18 protein-coding genes and 1 pseudogene are annotated in these 20,482 nt (G+C 75.0%); 9 read left to right on the top strand and 10 right to left on the bottom strand.

Annotated elements, in window-relative coordinates; all coding sequences use genetic code 11:
- Positions 1 to 107: 107 nt before the first annotated feature.
- The 7 genes from ACFVVA_RS04430 to ACFVVA_RS04400 all read right to left on the bottom strand — a co-directional run bounded on the left by ACFVVA_RS04430 (position 108) and on the right by ACFVVA_RS04400 (position 6,996).
- A complete protein-coding gene (locus ACFVVA_RS04430) occupies positions 108 to 1,301 on the bottom strand; it encodes a cytochrome P450 (protein WP_387685601.1) in 1,194 nt (397 codons plus the stop codon).
- Positions 1,298 to 1,870 carry an ATP/GTP-binding protein gene (locus ACFVVA_RS04425; protein WP_359914400.1) on the bottom strand — a complete coding sequence of 191 codons (573 nt, stop codon included), beginning with the start codon at positions 1,868 to 1,870 and terminating at the stop codon, positions 1,298 to 1,300. The genes ACFVVA_RS04430 and ACFVVA_RS04425 overlap by 4 nt, the downstream gene beginning before the upstream one ends.
- Positions 1,871 to 1,940: 70 nt before the next feature.
- The gene (locus tag ACFVVA_RS04420; protein ID WP_387685598.1) at positions 1,941 to 2,294 is read right to left on the bottom strand and encodes a DUF742 domain-containing protein; all 354 of its coding nucleotides are present in this window, start codon (positions 2,292 to 2,294) and stop codon (positions 1,941 to 1,943) included.
- The gene (locus ACFVVA_RS04415; RefSeq protein WP_387685596.1) at positions 2,291 to 2,722 is read right to left on the bottom strand and encodes a roadblock/LC7 domain-containing protein; all 432 of its coding nucleotides are present in this window, start codon (positions 2,720 to 2,722) and stop codon (positions 2,291 to 2,293) included. Before ACFVVA_RS04415 ends, ACFVVA_RS04420 begins: the two co-directional genes overlap by 4 nt.
- Entirely contained in the window at positions 2,719 to 4,704 is a 1,986-nt protein-coding gene (locus ACFVVA_RS04410; RefSeq protein ID WP_387685593.1) for an ATP-binding protein, read from the bottom strand. The genes ACFVVA_RS04415 and ACFVVA_RS04410 overlap by 4 nt, the downstream gene beginning before the upstream one ends.
- Positions 4,705 to 4,791: 87 nt before the next feature.
- Positions 4,792 to 5,802, bottom strand: coding sequence for an MBL fold metallo-hydrolase (locus tag ACFVVA_RS04405; protein WP_387685590.1), 1,011 nt, complete (start codon positions 5,800 to 5,802; stop codon positions 4,792 to 4,794).
- 234 nt (positions 5,803 to 6,036) lie between these two features.
- A complete protein-coding gene (locus tag ACFVVA_RS04400) occupies positions 6,037 to 6,996 on the bottom strand; it encodes a GNAT family N-acetyltransferase (RefSeq protein ID WP_387685588.1) in 960 nt (319 codons plus the stop codon).
- 327 nt (positions 6,997 to 7,323) lie between these two features.
- Here ACFVVA_RS04400 and ACFVVA_RS04395 point away from each other — a divergent pair.
- The 4 genes and pseudogenes from ACFVVA_RS04395 (at position 7,324) to ACFVVA_RS04380 (ending at position 11,411) form a co-directional block, all read left to right on the top strand.
- Positions 7,324 to 8,717 (top strand): annotated as a pseudogene (locus ACFVVA_RS04395) (DUF692 domain-containing protein).
- Positions 8,718 to 8,791: 74 nt separating this feature from the next.
- Positions 8,792 to 9,877 (top strand): TIGR04222 domain-containing membrane protein, encoded by a 1,086-nt coding sequence (locus ACFVVA_RS04390; RefSeq protein ID WP_387685586.1) that lies wholly within the window; start codon positions 8,792 to 8,794, stop codon positions 9,875 to 9,877.
- A gap of 92 nt (positions 9,878 to 9,969) precedes the next feature.
- Positions 9,970 to 10,752, top strand: coding sequence for a TIGR04222 domain-containing membrane protein (locus tag ACFVVA_RS04385; RefSeq protein WP_387685583.1), 783 nt, complete (start codon positions 9,970 to 9,972; stop codon positions 10,750 to 10,752).
- A gap of 44 nt (positions 10,753 to 10,796) precedes the next feature.
- Positions 10,797 to 11,411, top strand: a complete 615-nt coding sequence (locus ACFVVA_RS04380; RefSeq protein WP_387685581.1) for a hypothetical protein — start codon at positions 10,797 to 10,799, stop codon at positions 11,409 to 11,411.
- Between the two features lie 60 nt (positions 11,412 to 11,471).
- Here ACFVVA_RS04380 and hemQ read toward each other — a convergent pair whose 3' ends face one another.
- Together hemQ and hemG are read right to left on the bottom strand one after the other, a co-directional pair.
- On the bottom strand, positions 11,472 to 12,191 hold the full coding sequence (hemQ, locus tag ACFVVA_RS04375) for a hydrogen peroxide-dependent heme synthase (protein WP_387685579.1): 720 nt from the start codon (positions 12,189 to 12,191) through the stop codon (positions 11,472 to 11,474).
- The gene (gene hemG, locus ACFVVA_RS04370; protein WP_387685577.1) at positions 12,188 to 13,618 is read right to left on the bottom strand and encodes a protoporphyrinogen oxidase; all 1,431 of its coding nucleotides are present in this window, start codon (positions 13,616 to 13,618) and stop codon (positions 12,188 to 12,190) included. Before hemG ends, hemQ begins: the two co-directional genes overlap by 4 nt.
- Before the next feature lie 234 nt (positions 13,619 to 13,852).
- Between hemG and ACFVVA_RS04365 the strand changes: the two genes are divergently transcribed.
- Positions 13,853 to 14,293 (top strand): DUF523 domain-containing protein, encoded by a 441-nt coding sequence (locus ACFVVA_RS04365; RefSeq protein ID WP_359914356.1) that lies wholly within the window; start codon positions 13,853 to 13,855, stop codon positions 14,291 to 14,293.
- Between the two features lie 36 nt (positions 14,294 to 14,329).
- Here the strand turns inward: ACFVVA_RS04365 and hemE are convergent, their stop codons facing one another.
- Positions 14,330 to 15,343, bottom strand: coding sequence for a uroporphyrinogen decarboxylase (gene hemE / locus ACFVVA_RS04360; RefSeq protein WP_359914397.1), 1,014 nt, complete (start codon positions 15,341 to 15,343; stop codon positions 14,330 to 14,332).
- Between the two features lie 236 nt (positions 15,344 to 15,579).
- Here hemE and ACFVVA_RS04355 point away from each other — a divergent pair, with 236 nt between their 5' ends.
- The 4 genes from ACFVVA_RS04355 to ACFVVA_RS04340 all read left to right on the top strand — a co-directional run bounded on the left by ACFVVA_RS04355 (position 15,580) and on the right by ACFVVA_RS04340 (position 20,481).
- On the top strand, positions 15,580 to 16,242 hold the full coding sequence (locus ACFVVA_RS04355; RefSeq protein ID WP_387685574.1) for a DUF3000 domain-containing protein: 663 nt from the start codon (positions 15,580 to 15,582) through the stop codon (positions 16,240 to 16,242).
- 320 nt (positions 16,243 to 16,562) lie between these two features.
- The gene (locus tag ACFVVA_RS04350) at positions 16,563 to 17,279 is read left to right on the top strand and encodes a response regulator transcription factor (RefSeq protein ID WP_049651279.1); all 717 of its coding nucleotides are present in this window, start codon (positions 16,563 to 16,565) and stop codon (positions 17,277 to 17,279) included.
- Between the two features lie 439 nt (positions 17,280 to 17,718).
- Positions 17,719 to 18,963 (top strand): HRDC domain-containing protein, encoded by a 1,245-nt coding sequence (locus tag ACFVVA_RS04345; protein ID WP_387685571.1) that lies wholly within the window; start codon positions 17,719 to 17,721, stop codon positions 18,961 to 18,963.
- A 273-nt stretch (positions 18,964 to 19,236) separates the two neighbouring features.
- Positions 19,237 to 20,481, top strand: a complete 1,245-nt coding sequence (locus ACFVVA_RS04340) for a thiolase family protein (RefSeq protein ID WP_387685569.1) — start codon at positions 19,237 to 19,239, stop codon at positions 20,479 to 20,481.
- Position 20,482: the final 1 nt, after the last annotated feature.

Here is a 20,482-nt window from a genome sequence, read left to right as displayed (position 1 = left end):
GAGGCCCGGACACGTACGGTGTCCGGGCCTCCTGCCGTTCGGGCCCGAGTGCCCGGGCGTGCGTGCTGTCCCGGGCCTGCGTGCTGTCCGGGCGGGCGTGTCCGGGCCTACCCCTCGACCGGTGCGAAGCGGACCGGAAGGTGCATCAGCGCCCGGTGGAACGGGCCCGGGCGCCAGAGCAGGTCCTCGGCGGGGGTGGAGAGTTCGAGGTCGCTGAGGCGGCTGCCCAGCTGCTCGATGGCGGTGATCGCGATCAGCAGGGCCGGGTCCCGGGCCGGGCAGGCGTGCGGGCCGGCCGCCCAGGCCAGGTGGGCGCTCTCCCCGCTGCGCAGCCCGCCGTCGTCGGTGGGCGGCGCGGCCTGGGAGTTGGCGGCCGCGTACGAGACCAGGACCAGCGTGCCCGCCTTGATCTCGCGGCCGTGGAAGGTGATGTCGTACCGCGGGTAGTGGGCCGAGAGGTTGGCCATCGGCGGCTCGTGCCAGAGCACCTCGTCGATCGCCTGGTGGGCGGTCATCGCCCCGCCGAACAGCGAGCCGGCGTAGCGGGCGTCGGTGAGCAGCCGCAGCAGGGCGTTGCCGATCAGGTTGGTGGTCGGCTCGTGCCCGGCGATCAGGGTCAGGGTGATCTGCCGGATCACCTCGTCGTCGTCCAGCCCGACCGGGTGGGTGACGAACATCGAGGTGAGGTCGTTCCGGGGGCGCGCGCGGCGCTCGGCGACCATCGCGGTGACCACCGCCAGGAGCTTCCCGTACGAGGCGCCGGCCCGCGCGGTGGACTCGATCAGCCCGGTGATCGCGTCCACCACCTCCTCGCGCTGCTCCTGCGGCACGCCGAACCAGGTGGTGAGCGCGAAGGCGGGCAGCCGGCGGGCGTACTCGGCGATCAGGTCGGCGTGCCCGACGGCGGCGAAGCGGTCGATCAGCCGGTGCGCGGTCCCGGCGACCTGGCGCTGGAGCCGGTGCGGTTCGAACAGCGCGAGGGCGTCGGTGATCACCGCCCGGTAGCGCGCGTGGGTCTCGCCGTCGCTGAACAGCGCGGTCGGGCGGTAGCCGAGCACCGGCAGCAGCGGGGAGTCCGGCGGGACGGTGCGCTGCCAGGCCCGGGAGTCCTTGGAGAAGGTGTCGGTGTCGCGCAGCAGGTCCAGTGCGGCCTGGTAGTCGGTGACCAGCAGGGCCTCGACGCCGGGCGCGACCTCGACCGGGGCGACCGCGCCGTGCCGCCGCAGCCGCTCGTAGACCAGCTGGGGGTCGGCGGCGAAGACCGGGCCGTGGATCGGGGTCGGGCGGGACTCGACGGTCACGGCTGCTCCGGGGTGGCGGGGTCCGAGGTGGCGGGGGCGGCGGGCAGGGCGTCCAGGACGTGCTCGGCCAGCGCGATCAGCGCGTCCAGGCTGCTGTCGCGCTCGCGGGCGTCGCAGAGCAGCAACGGGGTCGCGGCGTGCAGGTCCAGGTGGGTGCGCAGCACCTCGACCGCGTGCTCCGGCGCGTCCGGGAAGCGGTTGACGGCGACGGCGTACGGCAGGCCCTGCTCCTCGACCATGTCCATGATCTCGAAGGAGTCGGCCAGCCGGCGGGTGTCGGCGAGCACCAGGGCGCCCACGGCGCCGCGGGCGATGTCCTGCCAGAGCGGGAAGAACCGCCGCTGGCCGGGGGTGCCGAACATGTAGAGCACGACGTTGCCGGGCAGGGTGAGCCGGCCGAAGTCGACGGCGACGGTGGTGGTGGCCTTCTCGGGCAGGCCGGCCAGATCGTCCACCGGGCGGCCGGTCTCGGTCATCGCCTCCTCGGTGTGCAGGGTGGCGATCTCCGAGAGGGTGCGGATGAGGGTGGTCTTGCCGACCCCGAACGGGCCGGCCACCACCAGCTTCATCAGCGTCTGGTCCCGGTCGGGCAGGTAGCCCACCCGGCTCTGGTCTTCCGGGTCCGGCCGGGCGGCCGGGTCACCGGAGCGCACGGAGTCCAACGAGGAGCCTCTCGACGATGGAGCGGTCGGTCTGCTGGGCGCGCGGGATCGGTGCGCGGGCGTGCAGGCAGCCCGACTCGACCAGATCGGCCGCGAGGAAGACGGTGGCACTGACCGGCAGGCGCAGGTGCGCGGCGGCCTCCACCACGGTCAGTGCGCCGGGGCGCAGCAGTTCCCAGAGCCGGCGGTGTTCGGGTTCGAGCGCGGTCGGCGGGTCGGCGCGGTCGGCGAACAGCACGGTCAGCCGCTCGAAGCCCTTGGTGCCGGGGCGGCTGCGGCCGCCGGTGGCCAGGTAGGCGGGCACCATCCGCCTGCGGGGGGCGGCGGTCATGACCGGCCGTCGTCGTCCTGCCGCCGGGTCGGGCTCGCGAGCGCGCGACCGAGGGCGGCGACCTGCAGCTGCATCTGGTAGGCCACGTTGCCGAGTTGGGCGTCCGGCGAGGTGAACACGGCGAGCGAGGTGTTCTCCCCGGCGGGCACCACGATGGCGTAGCCGAGGTCGGACTCCACCACGGTCTGGGCCAGCCTGGGGCGCTCGGCGTCGGTGAACGCGGCGGTGAAGGCCCGGGCGGCGGCGTGCACGGTGGCGGTCATCGCGGCGACCCGCTCGGCCGAGGCGCGCTCCAGGCCGCCCGAGGCGCCCTCGACCAGGCCGTCCCCGGTGGCGATGACCGCGTGCAGCACCCCCGGCAGCTCCAGCAACGGGGTCAGCACCCACGAGATCTCGTCGGTGGTGGTCGGGCTGGGCGTGCTGCTCACTGCTCGGCTCCTTCTAAGGTCTGACCGGCGCTCTGGTCACCCGGGTCGTGGCCGGCGGTGGTGTCGCCGGGGTCGTGGCCGGGGGTGGTGCCGCCGGGGGCGGCGGGGGTGCCGGCGGCGCCGGTCTCCTCGCGGGCGGCCCGGGCCACGGCGGCCCGGCCGGAGTCGGTGCCCTGCTGCAGCGCCTGCCAGTGGGCGGCGGCCTGCTCGGGGGTGCGGGCGGACGCCGGGGCACGGTCGGACGCCGCGGTGCGGTCGGACGCCGGGGCGCGAACGGGGACGGGCCTCGTGCCGGGCGGCTGCTCGGCGGCCAGCGGACGGCGGCGCCGCCGGGTGGGCAGGCCGGTGCCGTCGTCGGCCATGGGTGTGTCCGCCGCGGGCGCACCGGCCGTCGCACCGGCCGTCGCACCGTCCTTCGGGGTGGCGCCGAGCGGCGCATCGCCGGCCGGCTCGTCACCCCTTGCCGTCGCGCCGTCCGTCCGGCCGTCTGCCTGGCCATCCGTCCGGCCATCCGTCCGGCCGTCCGCGACCGGATCGGACGCCACCGGATCGGGCACCACCCGGATGGCCGGGGCCGGGTGCGGGCCCGGCTGGTTGTGGCGGTCGGCGAGCTGCGGGCCGTCCTGCTCGTCCGCGTCGCGCATCGGCGGGACGGCCGCGACGGTGGGCGCCGGGGCCGGCCCGGCGCCGGCCCGCAGCGGCAGCGGGGTGAGCACCGACAGCGGCTGCTCGTCGTCCACGACGGTCACCAGCGCGGCCGGGATGCGCAGGATGGTCCGCATGCCGCCGTACGGCGAGGGCTCGACGTGACAGGAGAAGCCGTACTGGCGGGCCAGCTTGCCGATCACCGCGAAGCCGGTCTTGGGCGGGTTGCCGAGCTCGGTGAGCAGCATGTCGGGCGGGCCGGCCAGCAGTCGGCGGGCGCGGCGCAGCTGGTCCTCGTCCATGCCGATGCCGCTGTCGTCGATGATCACCAGCGCGCCGCGGCCGCCCTGCTGGACGGTGACCGGGACATCGGTCTCCGGGTGGGAGTAGGCGGTGGCGTTGGCGAGCAGCTCGGCGATGGTGACGGCGATCGGCTCGGCGGCCCGGGCGACCACGGCGAGGCGCTGTTCGCGCAGGTGGTTGGCGACCTTGATCCGGGCGTAGCCGGGCACCCGGGAGAGCGCGCCGACGACCACCTCGGCGAGCGGCGAGTCGGTGCGGGCCAGGCCCGGCCAGGCCTCGCAGAGCACCGCGATGGTCTGGATCCGGCGCAGCGCGACCTCGTTGCGGAAGTCGACCTCCAGCAGCCGCGGGTCGTCGTGCTCGTGCTGGAGCTGCTGGACCAGGCTCTGGATCTGGTACAGCAGGGTCTGGATCCGGGAGGTGGCGCCGCGCATGGCGGCGCGGGCGGCGGCGTCCACCCGCTCGCGCTCGTCGGCGAGGGCGGCGTGCGCGGCGTCCAGGACGGCCTGCAGCGCCCGGACCGCCTCGGGGCCGACGGCCTGCGGGTCCAGTGGGCCGACCAGCGGGGCATTGCCGTGGGTGAGCCGTACGGCGGTGGCGGCGATCCGCTCCTGGGCGAGGTGGCCGATCTCGGCGAGCAACGCGGTCGCCCGCGCCTCGGCGGCCGCGAGCGCGCTCTCGGCCCGCTCGGCCCGGTCGGTCGCGGCGGCGCCCTGCTGCAGGGCGTCCCGGACGGTGTCCTGCGCGTGCCGGGCCGCTTCCTGAGCCTCGCGGACGCTGTCCTCGGCGGCGCGGGTGCGCTCCTGCGCCAGCTGGGCCTCCTCGGCGGAGCGCCGGGCGGCCTCCTGCGCCTCGCGCTGCTGCTGCTCGGCGCGGGCGAGCCTGCCCTCGGCGGCCCGGGTGCGCTCCTCGCTCCGGCCGAGCGCGGTCTCGGCGGCAGTCGCCCGGGCGACGGCCCCGGCCCGGCCGCGGGCGAGCACGGCCGCGGCCACGGCGGCGACCAGCGCCAGGACGATCAGCGCGATCTGCGTCATCGAAGTCCTCGGGGGGTGCTTGCGGGTGGGACCGGGTGGTGCGGCCGGACCTGCCGGGAGGGGCGCGTTCCGGGAGCGCGGGCGGGGTCAGTTCCCGGCGGCGCGGGGGCGCGGGGAGCGGGCGGCGTCCTCGGCCAGTTCCCGGGCCACCAGGGCGACCTGGCCCATGGCCTCCAGGGCGCCGGGGGCCGCGGAGCCGTCCAGGTGCCGGTACTCGGCCGCGAGGGTGAGCACCAGTCGCTCGGGCAGGCCGAGTTCGGGGTGGCGCTGTTCGGCGATCACCCGCCGGGCGGCGTCCAGCGCGGGTATGCCTGCGGCGTGCAGGGCGTGGGCGCGCTCGCGGACGTAGGCGAGGTAGCCGATGTGCTCCCGGACGCCGTCGCGGTCCAGCACCGGGCCGTGGCCGGGCACGAAGATCTCCGCGCCGGTGGCGAGGGCCTGCTCGCAGGCGCCGATGACGTTCTCCAGCGGTCCGGCCCAGTGCGAGGGGTGGTCGCCGGGCTGCTCGGGCGTCGAGGAGAAGATCACGTCGCCGGTGAAGACCGCGCGCTGGTGCGGGAGGTGGACCATGAGGTCCCCGCCCGTGTGGGCGGCGGGCAGGCTGGTGATCCGCACGGGGTAGCGGCCGACGGTCAGCTCCAGTTCGCCGGTGAAGACGGTGTCGGGGCGCACCGGCGCGGTGCCGGACCAGTCGAACTGCCCGAAGTGCTCCCTCAGGTAGCCGCCGAGCGCCGACTGCGGGTCGCTGTTGACGACCAGCGCGTGCTGCTGCTGCGGGGTGGGCTCCCAGTGGATGTGCTCCAGCGCCTCGCGGGTGGCGATCACTTCGGCGTCCGGCAGCACCCCGGCGCCCCACAGGTGGTCCCCGTTGGCGTGGGTGACGACCACCCGGTCGATCCCGACGCCGTCCGGCAGCAGCCGCCGGCTCGCGGCGAGGAACTCCCCGGCCATCGAGGGGTCGTACGGCGTGTCGATCCAGAGCGCGGTGGTCTCCGAGGCCAGCAGCCCGCAGTTGGCCAGGCCCCAGCCCCGCTTCGGCGGGAGCCACACGTACAGGTCCTCGGCAATCGCGCTCACGTTCGCACGGCTGATCGTCATGTGCGCGATTATGCCCATGTCGTGACAGGAGTGGAGCAAAACCATTACAGTTCAAGCCACTTAGCGCCCGAAGCAACCCGAGCTGTCCCGATTCGTCCCACGTGGTCTGGACCACATCTGGCCGAAGTGGCCCGGCCCGGGCCCCGGTTGGGTCCGCGCCGGGCCGGGGATCGGTCCGTGCCGGGCCGGGGTCCGGCCCGGGATTCGGTCCGGGGTCCGGTTCCGGGGGGAGCGTCAGATCCCCTGCTCCGCCGACCGCTCCAGCTGCTTGATCCCCTTGCGCTCCCCCGCGCAGCGCTCGTAGCCGAGCCAGGCGTTGATCGCCAGCATCGGCCCGTTGGTCGTGTCGTTGCTGGTGTACGCGTGCCGGTAGCCGGCCGCCGCGGCGAGCCGCAGCGACTCCAGCTTGGCCAGTTTGCTCAGCCCCCGGCCGCGGAACTCCCGGCGGCAGGCGGTGAACGCGGACCAGTAGCGGTCCACGCCGTCGGTCTGCACCATGCTGAACGCGGCCGGCCGTCCGTCCACCACGGCGACGACGCTCAGCGCCGCGTCCCGGTCCGGCCTGGCCCAGTCGTTGCGCAGCCAGTCCTCGTACGTGAGGGCGTCCATCGGCACCTCGCTGCCGGGCTCGTCCAGGATGGCGTCCGCCTCGACCAGGAACACCGGGTACGGGTCGTCCGCCCAGTCGGCGGCCGGGCGCAGCTCGACACCGGCCGGCCGTACGGGGGCGGGCGGCAGCGGCAGCGCGAGGTTCCGTCCGGCGAACTGCATGGTGCGCCCGATCCGGTAGCCCCGGGCGGTGGCGAAGGCCTGCGGGGCGGGCTCGTCGTCCAGCCAGGTGTGCAGCTCCGTCACGCCGTGCCCGGTCAGGTGCCGCTCGGCCGCGGCCAGCAGGGCGGTGGCCGCGCCGCGCCGCCGGTACTCCGGCAGCACGCTGCCGTTGGCGTGGCCGACGCCCGTGGTCGTCGTGCCGAGCACCACCCCGCAGCGCACCGCGCCGACCACCCGGCCGTCCAGCTCGGCGACGAAGGTGCGGAAGTGCTCCTCGGGGCTGGGCTGGGCGTTCAACCAGACCAGCGTCTCGGCGGAGAGCACCAGGTGTTCGCGCCCGGCCCGGTGGGCCGCGGCGACGGCCACGGCGTCCTCGGGGCGGAAGTCACGGATCGTCACGGAGGAGGAATTCGAAGAAGTCATGGATTCCCACGCTAGCCCCGCCGGCCCGTCCGGCGCCTCCGGTTTTCCCGCCGGAAGGGCGCCCCACCTGCGCGGACGGCCCGGGCTCGGGACCAAAGTCCCTCACGACCGGTACGACATGCTCAAATAATGCTCTGAGAAGACCGGGCGAGGCTTGGCAGCCACCCCGCCCGGGGACATTCTCAGCAGCACGGCCGCGCGGTTCCGGCGACGACGCCCGCACCGCTCGACGGCCCTCCCACCCGGCCCTCCGAAGGGGGCGAACCGATGACTTCCCCTGCCCTGGAACTGCCTGCCTCCGCCACCGCGAGCCGAGGAGCCGCACCCCTGGGAACCGCGCGCCGAGAAGCCGCGTCCCGGGAGGCCGCGCCCCGTCTGGGCGTCGGCCTCGGCTGGCGCAGCGAGATCGACACCGTGGTCGAGAGCCGGCCCGGCCTGGACTGGGTCGAGGTGGTCGCCGAGAACATCTGCGCCGACCACCTGCCCGAGTCCCTGACCGTGCTGCGCGGACGCGGCGTCACCGTCGTCCCGCACGGCGTCGGCCTCGGCCTCGGCGGCGCCGGCCTGCCCGACCCCGGCCGCCTCGACCGGCTCGCCGAGGCCGCGCTGGCACTCGACTCCCCGCTGGTCAGCGAACACCTGGCGTTCGTCCGGGCCGGCGGCCTGGAGGCCGGCCACCTGCTGCCCGTCCCCCGCACCCGGGACTCGCTGCGGGTGATCGCCGAGAACGTCCGGATCGCCCAGGACCACCTGCCGGTGCCGCTCGCCCTGGAGAACATCGCCGCCCAGCTCGCCTGGCCGGACGACGAGTTCACCGAGGGCCAGTTCCTCGCCGAGCTCGTCGAGCGCACCGGCGTCCGGCTGCTGATCGACGTCGCCAACCTGCACACCAACCGGGTCAACCTCGGCATCGACCCGGCCGCCGAGCTCGACCGCCTGCCACTGGAGGCGCTCGCCTACGTCCACGTCGCGGGCGGCACCCTGGTCGACGGCGTCTGGCACGACACCCACGCCCACCCCGTCACCGAACCGGTGCTGGAGGTGCTGGCCGAACTCTGCGCGCGGGTCGCCCCGCCCGGGGTGCTGCTGGAGCGGGACGCCAACTTCCCGCCGCCCAGCGAGCTGGCCGGTGAACTGGACGCCATCCGCCGGGTGCTGGAGGGGAGCACCCGGCGATGAGCGACCTGACGAGGACGGCGCGGGAGAACAGCGGCCCGCGTCCCGCCACCGACCACGACCCCGCCGCGCAGGGCCCCGCCGAAAAGAGTCCCGCCGAGCGCGGTCCCGCCGAGCAGGACCTCACGGAGCAGGACCTCGCCGCCGCCCGGCGGCGCCTGGCCCGGCGCCAGGAGGAGCTGCTGGCCGCCCTGGTGGCCGGCGGGCCCGTCCCGCCCGGCTTCGACGAGCGGCAGGTCCGCGCCCAGTCCACCGGCCTGGCCGCCAAGCGGCGGGACACCACCGCCAAGGTCGCCCCGGACCTGCCCCGGACGCTCGGGGCGCAGTACGGGCCGCTCTTCCTCGGCTACGCCCGCTCCCACCCGCAGACCGGCGGCTACCGGGCCGACGCCCGGGCCTTCGCGCAGTGGGCGCTCACCGAAGGCGGCCCGCTCGCCGACGACCACCGCCGGGCCCTGGAGCAGTGGCTCCACCCGGCACCCGTACGGCCGCCGGGCCCGCTCGCGCGCCTGCGCCGGGCCCTGCGCCCGGCCCCGCGCCGCTAGCCGGCGGCCGGGCCGCCGGCGAACCCGGCGGCACCTGATCCTGACGCACCGTCACCATCTCGGGGGAACAGCCCATGTGGCACAACAGCTACTTCATCGTCCCGGCCGTCCTGCTGGCGGCCGCCGCCCTGTACGCCGCCCGGACCCGGCAGCACATCGGCCGGGTCCGCTACGCCAAGGGCCTGCCCGGCCGCGGTCTGCCGCTGCTCGACACCGCGTTCCTGTCCGGCGGGCCGGGGCGGGTGTTCGACACCGCCGTGGTCCGGATGCACATGAGCGAGCAGGTCGTGATCAGCCGCTCCGGTCTGGTCACGCTCACCGGATCCAAGCCGTACGACGCCGTCGACAAGGCGGTCCAGGACGCGGTCGGTCCGACCGGCAGCCGTCAACTCGGCTCGCTGCGCCACACCGTGATGCGCTCCGCCGCCGTCCAGGAGATCGGTGACCGGCTCGCCGACCGCGGCCTGCTGCGCCGCCCCGAGCGGCTGCGGCGGGCCCGCACCGCCCGTCGGCTGCTCTGGCTCGCGCTGCTGCTCGTGGTGGCCTCCGCGGTGGCCTCCCTGCTGCTCGACGACGGCGCCGCCGGCCACGACCGCCCGAACCTCTGGGTCCCGGGCCTCCTGCTGTTCGGGGGCCTCACCGCGCTGCTCGCCACCGTGCCGGTCAAGGGCCGGATCACCCCGGCCGGGCAGCGCCAGCTCTCGCTGATGCAGGGCACCCCGTGGAAGCCCAACGCCGGGATGCCGCCCCGGCTGGCCGGCGGCGCGCTGCTGGGCGCGCTCGCGCTCGGCGGCCTGGCCGCCGCCGGGCTGGACAACCCGGAGCTGGAGGCCGCGATGCTGACCGCGTCGGCCGAGGAGGAGGCCGTACGGCAGGCGGTCGCCGCGAACGCCTCCTCGTCGTCGTCCTCGTCCTCGTCGTCGGCGTCGTCGGCGTCCTCGTGCTCCTCCGGTTCCTCGGGCTCCGACGGCGGCTCCGCCTCCTGGTGCGGGTCCTCCGACTCCGGTTCCTCGGGCTCCGGCTGCGGCTCGTCCAGCTGCGGGTCCTCCTCGTCGAGCTGCGGATCCTCTTCGTCGAGCTGCGGGTCCTCCTCCAGCTGCGGATCCTCGTCCTCCTCCAGCTGCGGGTCGAGCTGTGGCGGCGGCTGCGGCGGCTCCTGAGATCCGCCGGGCGCGCCGCCGGACGTCACAGTTCGGTATCGCGGACCGGGAAGACGTTCCGCCCGCCGTCGACGCAGGCATACAACAAGCCCATGTGGTTGCTGTTCCTCATACCGGCCTGTGTCGCGGCGGTCCTGTCCTGCCTCCGACTGGTCCGGATGACCGCCACCGCCGACGCCCTGGCCGACCAGGCCGGCCTGCGGCCCCCCGAAGCCGTCGGCATCGGCCTGTACGAGACCGCCTACCTGGCCGGCGGCCCGGACCGGGTGGTCGAACTCGCCCTCGTCCTGATGACCGGACGCGGGCGGCTGCACCTGGCGCACACCGGCTGGACCACCGTGGTCGACCCCAGGGGCCGCAGCCGCCTGGAGCGGGCGGTCATCGCCACCGTCGGCCCCGAGGTCCAGTGCCGGACCGACGAGCTGCGCCGGGCGATGGCCGAGCACCCCACCGTGCTGGAGATCGGCGCCCGGCTCACCCTGGCGGGCCTGGCCACCCCGGCCCTGGTGCAGCGCAACACCGTGGTGGTGGTCCGGCAGGTCCGGCACGCGCTGCTGCTGACACTGGTCCTGCTGGCCGCCTCGCTGGCCCTCGGCGGCTTCACCGGGGGTGACACCCTCGCCCCGCTGGCCTGGTTCTCCCTGCCGGTGGCGCTCACCTCGGGCACCCTGCTGATGGCCCGGGTGGACGTCTACCCGTACACCCGCTGGGCCTCCCCGGTCGGCCAGGAGGTACTGCGCGAGGTCCGCCCGGCCCGCCAGCGCGGCCTGGCCGACGACGAGGAACGCGAACTGCTCACCGCCGTCGCCATGAACGGCCCGGCCGTCCTGCCCGACGCCCGGCTCCGCGCCGCCCTGCGCCCGCACCGGACCTGAAAACCGGCTGCGCCGACCGCTGCGACCAGGGCAGACTCCCACCCATGGACGCACCCGACCCCGCCGAGCAGGACCCCGCCGACCGCGCCCCGGACTCGCCGGCCCTCGGCCGGAAGGGCCTCGCGACGCTGGAGCGCGCCCGCTCCGAGGGCCGCCCGGTCCGGCTGCGCCGCTCCATCCCCGGCGCGGACCGACTGGAGGGCTTCGTCCTCGGCACCGGCCCGGTCTGGACCCTGCTCGCCACCTGCACCGACCACCGCCTCGACGGCTGGAGCGCCGTCCGCACCGCCGACCTGCACAAGGTCCGCGACCGGGGCGGCCCCGAGAGCCTGACCGTACGGGCGCTGCGCCGCCGCGGCCTGTGGCCGGTCCGCCCGCCCGGCGCCGACCTGCCGCTGGACGACCTGCCCGGCCTGCTCACCGCCGCCTGCGCCGAGTACGGTCTGATCGCCCTGCACACCGAGCGCCGCGACCCCGGCGCCTGCTGGGTCGGTACGGTCACCGCGCTGCGCCCCGCCTCGCTGCGGCTGCACGAGGTCGACCCCGAGGCGCGCTGGCACCCGGAGCCGACGAAGTTCCGTTTCGAGGACGTCACCCGGGTCGACCTCGGCGACCACTACACCTCCGTGCTGCGCGAGTTCGCCGGGCCGCGCCCGTAGCGACGCCGGAGGCCGGCTCCCCGTCGGGGGAACCGGCCTCCGGGAGGAACCGCGGAACCGTCAGACCAGGCCGTTCAGCAGCTCGCTGACCGGCTTGCGCCGACCGGTGAAGAACGGCACCTCCTCGCGGACGTGCAGCCGGGCCCGGGAGGGGCGCAGATCGCGCATCAGGTCGACGATCCGGTGCAGCTCGTCCGCCTCGAAGGCGAGCAGCCACTCGTAGTCGCCGAGCGCGAACGAGGCCACCGTGTTGGCCCGCACGTCCGGGTAGCCGCGCGCCATCTGGCCGTGCTCGGCGAGCATCGCGCGCCGCTCGGCGTCCGGCAGCAGGTACCACTCGTAGGAGCGGACGAACGGGTACACGCAGACGTAGTCGCGCGGGCGCTCGTCGGCCAGGAAGGCCGGGATGTGCGACTTGTTGAACTCGGCCGGGCGGTGCAGCGCCATGTTCGACCAGACCGGCTTCAGCAGCCGGCCGAGGCCGGTGCGGCGGAAGCGGTTGTACGCCTCCTGGAGGTCGTCCGAGTCGGCGGCGTGCCACCAGACCAGGATGTCGGCGTCCGCGCGCAGACCGGAGACGTCGTACGTGCCGCGCACGGTCACGTCCTTGGCGTCCAGCTGGGCGAACAGCTCGTCCACCTCGGCGGCCAGCGCGGTGCGGTCCTCGGGCAGGGCGCCCTTGAGCTTGAACACCGACCACATCGTGTAGCGGATGACCTGGTTCAGGTCGCGCGCCTTCTTCTTCTCGGGCTGCTGCTCCCGCTCAACGCTCTCAGTCATGCGCCCATTGTCCTCTCCGTGGAGCCTTCCCCGGTCGCCGGGGTCAACAGTCTGTCGACGGCGGCCGCCGCGGCGGCCGCCGAACCGATGCACGCCGGAATGCCCACCCCGTCGTACGCGGCGCCGCACAGCGCCAGCGCGCCCACCCGCGCCACCTGGGCCCGCACCCGGGCCACCCGGTCCAGGTGCCCCACCGGGTACTGCGGCAGACCGGCCGTGAAGCGGGAGACGAAGGTGTCGTACGGCCGGGCGGTCAGCCCGATCGCCTCCTCCAGGTCCGCCAGCGAGCGGGCCACCAGCTCCTCGTCCGGCAGCCCCAGCGCCTCCTCCTCGCGGTACCGGCCCAGCGAGGTGCGCAGCAGGAACGCGTCCGGCGCGGAACGCTCCAGCCAGCCCCACTTGTTGGAGGAGAAGGTCGAGGCCTTGATCCGCCGCCCGTCCACCGGCGGCACCAGGAAGCCGCTGCCGCCGGGCGGCTCGGCCAGGTCTGCGCGGCGGAAGGCCAGGGTCACCAGGGCCATGCCCGCGTACTCGACGGCGTCCAGGTCGGTGGCGGCCGCCGGGGCGTCCTCGCGCAGCAGCCGGGCCGCGACGGGGGCCGGGACGGCCAGCACCACGGCGTCCGCGTGCAGCACCTCGCCGCCGGTCACCACCCGCCAGCCGTCGGGGGTGCGGCGCAGCTCGTCCACCGGGGCATCGGTGCGCAGGTCCACCCCCGCCTTCACGCAGGCCGCGGCGACCGCGCCGGGCAGGGTGCCGAGGCCACCGCGCAGGCCCTGGAACACCGGGGTGCCGACCACCTTCGGCCGGGAGGCCAGCTCGTGCACCCCCTCGACCAGCGAGCCGCCGCCGCGCGCGATCGACAGCAGCTGCGGGACGGCGGCGCGCAGCGAGATCTCCTCGGCGCGGCCGGCGTACACGCCGCCGAGCAGCGGCTCGACCAGCCGGTCCACGACCTCCTGGCCCAGCCGGTCGGCGACGTAGCGGCCGATCGCGACGTCCTCGCCGATCTCGCCGGGCCGCTCGTTCCGGGCCCGCTCCAGCCCCTCGTCGGTCAGCACGCCGGAGGCGGCCAGCGCCTCCAGGTCACCGGGGACGCCCATCACCTGCCCGCCGGGCAGCGGCCGCAGCGCGCCGCGGGTCCAGATCGCGGCCTTCGCGGTGGTCGGCGGCTCCAGTTCCTCGCCGAGCCCGACCGCCCGTGCCAGGTCCACCGCCTCCGGCCGCCGGGCCAGCACCGACTCGGCCCCGAGGTCCACCCGGACCCCGCCGACCTCTCCGCCCCACAGCTTCCCGCCGACCCGCCCGGACGCCTCCAGCAGCGTGACCCGCGCCCGCGCGGACCCCCCGGCGGCACCGCTCAGGAAAGCGGCCGCGGCCAGCCCCGCGATCCCACCACCGACGACGACGACCTGTGCTTCCGACATGCTCCGCAGTCTCGCAGGTCTTTACGCCGGACCCTCAATCCCCTGCACGCCCGAGGTCGATCACGATCGGGAACGGCACCGGGCGTTCCAGTCTGCCGCGGAAGTGTCGGCCCTGACGACAAGAAGGTCCGGCTCGGGGCGGTTCCGAACTGATCGATGGAGCATTGGTCTTCATGACATGGCCCAAGGTAGCGAGCTCAGGGGGTTGGAGAGCCGCCCCTTAGGGTGTGTGCAATGGAACCGATCATGGTGAGTGCGTGTCTGGCCGGGATCCCCTGTCGGTACGACGGGCGGGCGAAGACCTCCGACGACGCCGTGCGGCTGGTCGAGCGGGGGCGGGCCGTGGTGGTGTGCCCGGAGGGGGCTGGCGGGCTGCCGACGCCGCGGCCGCCGGCGGAGATCGTGGGCGGGGACGGCGCGGACGTGCTGGACGGGCGGGCCCGGGTGGTGGACGCGACCGGGGCGGACTGCACCGCGGAGTTCCTGGCCGGCGCCCGGGCGGCGCTCGCCGCCGCCGAGGAGGCGGGGGCCCGGCGGGCGGTGCTGATGGCGCGCAGCCCGTCCTGCGGCTGCGGGCAGGTGTACGACGGGTCGTTCACCGGGGAGCTGCGCCCCGGCGACGGGGTGACGGCGGCGCTGCTGCGCCGGGCCGGGATCGAGGTCACGGCCGGGTAGCGGGCCCCGGAGCGGCAGGGGCCCGCCACCGGGAGGTCAGCGCGCGCTGGCCTCGTGGACGAAGGCGACGAGGCGGCTGAGCGCGTCCGGGTCCATGGACGGCAGCACGCCGTGGCCGAGGTTGAAGATGTGGCCGCTGGTGCCGAGCGCCTCGGCGGCCCGCAGCACCTCGGCGGCCTTGGTCTCCACCACCGCGGTGGGCGCGTACAGCACCGCCGGGTCGAGGTTGCCCTGCAGGCCCTTGCCCGGGCCGACCCGCTCGGCGGCGACGTTCAGCGGCACCCGCCAGTCGACGCCGACGATGTCCGCGCCGGCCTGGCCCATCAGGCCGAGCAGTTCGCCGGTGCCGACGCCGAAGTGGATCCGGGGCACGCCGTACTCGGCGACGGCGTCGAAGACCTTGGTGCTGGACGGCATCACCGAGCGGCGGTAGTCGTCCGGCGCGAGCGCGCCGACCCAGGAGTCGAACAGCTGGACGGCCGAGGCGCCGGCCTCGATCTGGACCTTGAGGAAGGCCGAGGTGATGTCCGCGAGCCGGTCCACCAGGGCGGCCCACAGCTCGGGCTGCCCGTACATCATGGCCTTGGTGTTCTCGTGGTTCTTGGACGGCCCGCCCTCGATCAGGTAGCTGGCCAGCGTGTACGGCGCCCCGGCGAAGCCGATCAGCGGGGTCTCGCCGAGCTCGTCCACCAGCAGGCCGACGGCCTCGGTGATGTAGGGGACGTCGTCCGGCTCCAGCGGGCGCAGCCGCTTCAGGTCCTCGACGGTGCGGATCGGGTCGGCGATGACGGGGCCGATGCCGGGCTTGATGTCGACGTCGATGCCGACGGCCTTGAGCGGCACCACGATGTCGCTGAAGAAGATCGCCGCGTCCACCTTGTGCCGGCGCACCGGCTGGAGGGTGATCTCCTTGACCAGCTCGGGCCGCATGCAGGACTCCAGCATGGGGATGCCCTCGCGGACCTTCAGGTACTCGGGCAGCGAGCGGCCGGCCTGGCGCATGAACCACACCGGCGTGTGCGGCACGGGCTCGTGCCGGCAGGCGCGCAGGAACGCGGAGTCGTGCGCGGCGCCGCGACGCCGGGGGGTGGTCTGGCCGCCGCGGGTGGGCGCCGTGGTGTCTGCCGTTGTCTCGCTCACGCGTCAAATCTTCGCACGCGTGCCGGGCCCGGTTTCCCGGCCGGTCTCGTCGGTTCCTCCAAGATCTGTCCGGGTTTGCCGTTCCGGCACGCCGCTGGGAGAGAAGTTGCGGCGATAACCCCGTTCTTCGACCTAGTCTTCGGGGCATGGCAGCGGTCGGAGGGCACCCCGCACAGGGTGGCGGAGCAGGTGGCGGAGCGGGGCACGAGGGGGTGCCGAGCGAGTTCCGGGCGGCCGTGGCGGCCCTGGACGGGGCCCGGCTGCGGCCCGAGGTGCAGCTCTCCCCCTCGCCGGCGCCGCGCCGGCTCGCCCCGTACTCGTTCGCGGTGACCGCCTCGGTCGAGGTCGACGGCGAGGAGCTGGCGGACGGACGGCTGGTGCTGCTGTACGACCCGGCCGGGCAGGAGGCCTGGAACGGGGAGTTCCGGGTGGTCACGATGACCCGGGCCGAGCTGGAGCCGGAGATGGCGGGCGACCCGATGGTCTCCGAGGTGGGCTGGTCCTGGCTGCTGGACACTCTGCAGGCGCACGGCGCCGGGTACGCGGAGCCGTCCGGCACGGTGAGCCTGGCCTCCTCCCAGTACTTCGGCGGCCTGGCGGACCGCCCGTCCTCGACCGAGATCGAGATCCGGGCCTCCTGGACCCCGGCCGACGGCCGCTTCGAGCGGCACCTGGCGGCCTGGGCGGACCTGCTGTGCGTCAGCGCCGGCCTGCCGCCGGCCGCCCCGGCCCCGCAGGGGCCCGCCGAGGTTCCTTCACTCGGTGGAGTGGTCCCGATGCCGGCCCGGCGACGCCCCCGGTCGCACTGACGGGTGGTGTGCGGGCCCGACGGCGCCCGGGGGCCGGACGCCACCCCCAGGGCTGACGGAGTGTGACTTCGGATCCGCTCTTCGTCAATTCACCGGTCGACACCGACCGATCGACACCGAATCTGATCGATTTTGTGCGAATACCGGGCATGTCGCATCAATCATTTGCGCGATTTGTCCGTATTGTTACTCACTAGATCGTGATCTTTCGCTAAAGCCGGGCACGGTTGCTGCCGAAGCAGACTGTGACCCTTTCCGAACGCGGAACACTCCGACCGCCCCCATCGGGGTTCCGTCCGCCACTCCCCGCAGGAGGCCTGGTGTCGGTCCTTCTTGAGCACCCCGCAAACGTGGTCGCCTACCGGCCGACCAAGCCCACCGCCATGGTGGTCATCGCCGATCCCCGTGTCCGAAACACCGTCACCCGCCACCTGTGGGCACTCGGCGTCCGCGACGTGATCGAGGTGTCCTCCATCGCCGAGGCCCGCCCCCGGGTCTCCACTCCCCGCGACATCTGCGTCGCCGACGTGCACCTCCCGGACGGCTCCGGGCTGACCATCCTCGCCGAGACCCGCGCCGCGGGCTGGCCCAACGGCCTGGCACTGTCCGCCGCCGACGACATCGGCGCGGTCCGCAGCGCACTGGCCGGCGGTGTCAAGGGATACGTGGTGACCGGTACCCGGACGAACGTCGCGATGCCGGGCCGCCCCGGGATGCCGCTCGGCGCCGCCGGGCTGGCCGGCCGGATGCGCCGCCCCGGGATGCCGGGCATGCCGGGCGCGGCCGGTGCGCCGGGCGCCCCCGGAGCACCTGGTGCGCCGGGCGCGCAGCAGGCCGCCTACCGCGAGCTTTCCGGCCGCGAGGTCGAGGTGCTGCGACTGGTCGCCGAGGGACAGTCCAACAAGGCGATCGGCGTGGCGATGGGCCTGTCGGCGCTCACCGTCAAGAGCCACCTCGCCCGGATCGCCCGCAAGCTGGGCACCGGCGACCGCGCCGGCATGGTCGCGGTCGCGCTGCGCACCGGCATCATCCACTGAGCCGGGCGCTCCGGACCGCTGCGGCGGGGGGCGGGGGTCCCGTGACCCACGCGCCCCGCCCGCGGGCCCCCCCCCCCCCCGGGGCCCCCCCCCCCCCCCGGCCGCCCGGGGGGCGCGGGGGGGCCGCCCCCCCCCCGCAACCCCCCCGGGGGCGGGCGGCGCGGCCCGGGGGGGGGGGCGGTGGTGTACCTCCCCCCCCCGCCCGCCGCCGTGCGGCCCCCGGCCTCCCGGTGCGCGCAGCCCGCCCGGGGACGGCCGGGCGGCCGGGTCTTCGCACCGCCCCCCGTGTCACCCCCACGGCGCCCCCCATGAAGCCCCGTACGACCCCCGCGCGGTCCGGTGCGGCCCGCCCCGCGATCCCTCGGCGATCCCCCGGCGATCAACAGTCTGACCAGTCCGACAACACTCCCGGCCGCGAGGACCGTCGTACCCTTGGGGGGTGACCGACGCCGTAGCAGCCATCCCAGAAGAAGCAGCCCCGGTCCCGCTCCTCGAACCGAAGGACGGGATCCCATCCGTGGTGGCGGACGACCGGGCGCTGGCCGCCGTCGTCGCCGCCTTCGCGGGGGGCACCGGACCGGTGGCCGTCGATGCCGAACGGGCCTCCGGCTACCGCTACGGGCAGCGCGCCTACCTCATCCAGCTGCGCCGCGAGGGTTCCGGCTCCGCCCTGATCGACCCGATCGCCTGCCCGGACCTCAGTGCGCTCGGCCGGGCCGTGGAGGACGCCGAATGGGTGGTCCACGCGGCCAGCCAGGACCTGCCCTGCCTCGCCGAGGTCGGCATGAGACCCCGGCGCCTGTTCGACACCGAGCTGGCCGGGCGGATCGCCGGCTTCGCCCGGGTCGGCCTCGGGCCGATGACCGAGAACGTGCTCGGGCTGAGCCTCGCCAAGGAGCACTCCGCGGTCGACTGGTCCACCCGCCCGCTGCCCGAGCCGTGGCTGCGCTACGCCGCTCTGGACGTCGAGGTGCTGGTCGAGCTGCGCGACGCACTCGAACGGGAGCTGGACGCCCAGGGCAAGCTCGGCTGGGCGATGGAGGAGTTCGCCTCGATCGCCGCCGCGCCCCGCCCGGCCCCGCGCACCGACCCGTGGCGCCGCACCTCGCAGCTGCACAAGGTCCGCCGCCGCCGTCAGCTGGCCGTGGTGCGCGAGATGTGGCTCGCCCGCGACCGGATGGCGCAGGACCGCGACGTCTCCCCCGGCCGGGTGCTCGCGGACGCGGCGATCGTCAACGCCGCACTGGCCATGCCGCTGAACATCGCCTCCCTGCAGGCCGTCCAGGGCTTCGGCCCCCGGGTGCACCGGCGCCAGCTGGAGCAGTGGCTGGCGGCCGTGCAGCGCGGCCGGGAGATCCCGGAGAACCAGCTGCCGCCGGCCACCGCGCCGCACGAGGGACCGCCGCCGCCGCGGGCCTGGGCCGAGAAGGACCCGGTGGCCGCCGCCCGGCTCTCCGGCGCGCGCAGCGCGATCGGCGAGCTGGCCGAGCGCCACCACCTGCCGGCCGAGAACCTGATCACCCCGGACCTGGTCCGGCGGGTCTCCTGGCAGCCGCCGGCCGACCCGGGCCCGGAGGGCGTGGCCGCCGCGCTGCGCGGGCTCGGCGCCCGGCAGTGGCAGGTGGACCTGGTGGCACCGGCGGTGGCCGCCGCCTTCGCCGCGGCGGTCGTCGCCCAGGACTGATCACGGCGTGCGGGCCGGTCGCGGTCCGGGCCGATCCGGCAACACGGGAAGGGGATGTCGTCCGTACGGGCGACATCCCCTTCGCCGTACCCGGGAACGGCGCTCCTGGTCGGACGGCCGGGGAACGTGTCGGGAGACACATGGTCAGATCCCTCCGAGGGGCCTGGGCAGGTTGGTTACCGGCGGGTAGCATGGCCGTGATGCGGCGCCGCTCGGGTCTTCGACGGCGGCAGCCCGCCCACCTAAATGTTGGTCCCTGGGAGGAGAGCCCCCGTGCCTCGTACCGCGAGGGACGTCGTCTTCGTCGATGGCGTCCGCACCCCGTTCGGCAAGGCCGGCCCGAAGGGCATCTACCACGAGACCCGCGCCGACGACCTGGTCGTCAAGTGCATCCGGGAGCTCGTGCGCCGTAACCCGAACCTGCCCGTCGAGCGCATCGACGAGGTCGCCGTCGCGGCCACCACGCAGATCGGCGACCAGGGTCTGACCATCGGGCGCACCGCAGCCCTGCTGGCCGGCCTGCCGAAGTCCGTGCCGGGCTACTCGATCGACCGCATGTGCGCCGGCGCGCTGACCGCCGTGACCGCCACCGCGGGCGGCATCGCCTTCGGCGCGTACGACGTGGTCGTGGCCGGCGGCGTCGAGCACATGGGCCGCCACCCCATGGGCGAGGGCGTCGACCCGAACCCGCGCTTCGTCTCCGAGAAGCTGGTCGACGAGTCCGCCCTGTTCATGGGCATGACCGCGGAGAACCTGCACGACCGGTTCCCGCACCTGACCAAGGAGCGCTGCGACGCCTACGCCGTGCGCTCGCAGGAGAAGGCCGCCAAGGCGTACGCCAACGGCGACATCCAGCCCGACCTGGTGCCGATCACGATCCGCAACACCAACCCCGAGGTCGGCGAGACCGGCTGGGGCCTGGCCACCGTGGACGAGCCGATGCGCCCGGGCACCACGATGGAGAACCTGGCGGGCCTCAAGACCCCGTTCCGCCCGCACGGCAACATCACCGCGGGCAACTCGGCCGGTCTGAACGACGGTGCCACCGCCTCGCTGCTGGCCGCCGAGGACGTCGCCGAGGAGCTCGGCCTCCCGGTGAAGATGCGCCTGGTCTCGTTCGCCTTCGCGGGCGTCGAGCCCGAGGTCATGGGTGTCGGCCCGGTGCCGGCCACCGAGAAGGCGCTGGCCAAGGCCGGTCTGACCATCGACGACATCCAGGCCTTCGAGGTCAACGAGGCCTTCGCCGTCCAGGTCCTGGCCTTCCTGGACCACTTCGGCATCGCGGACGACGACGAGCGGGTCAACCCGTACGGCGGCGCGATCGCCTTCGGCCACCCGCTGGCCTCCTCCGGCGTGCGCCTGATGAACCAGCTGGCCCGCCGCTTCGAGCAGCGCCCGGAGGTCCGCTACGGCCTCACCACGATGTGCATCGGCTTCGGCATGGGCGGCACGATCATCTGGGAGAACCCGCATTGGAGCGGAGCGGAAACGTCGTCTCAGGTCGAGGGTGGTAAGTGAC

Origin of the sequence: Kitasatospora sp. NPDC058048 (assembly GCF_042885555.1) — a bacterium.
Classification (GTDB): Bacteria; Actinomycetota; Actinomycetes; order Streptomycetales; family Streptomycetaceae; genus Kitasatospora; species Kitasatospora lactacystinica.
The sequence above is the reverse complement of the archived record's forward strand: the minus strand, read 5'-3'. Positions and strand labels throughout refer to the sequence as shown.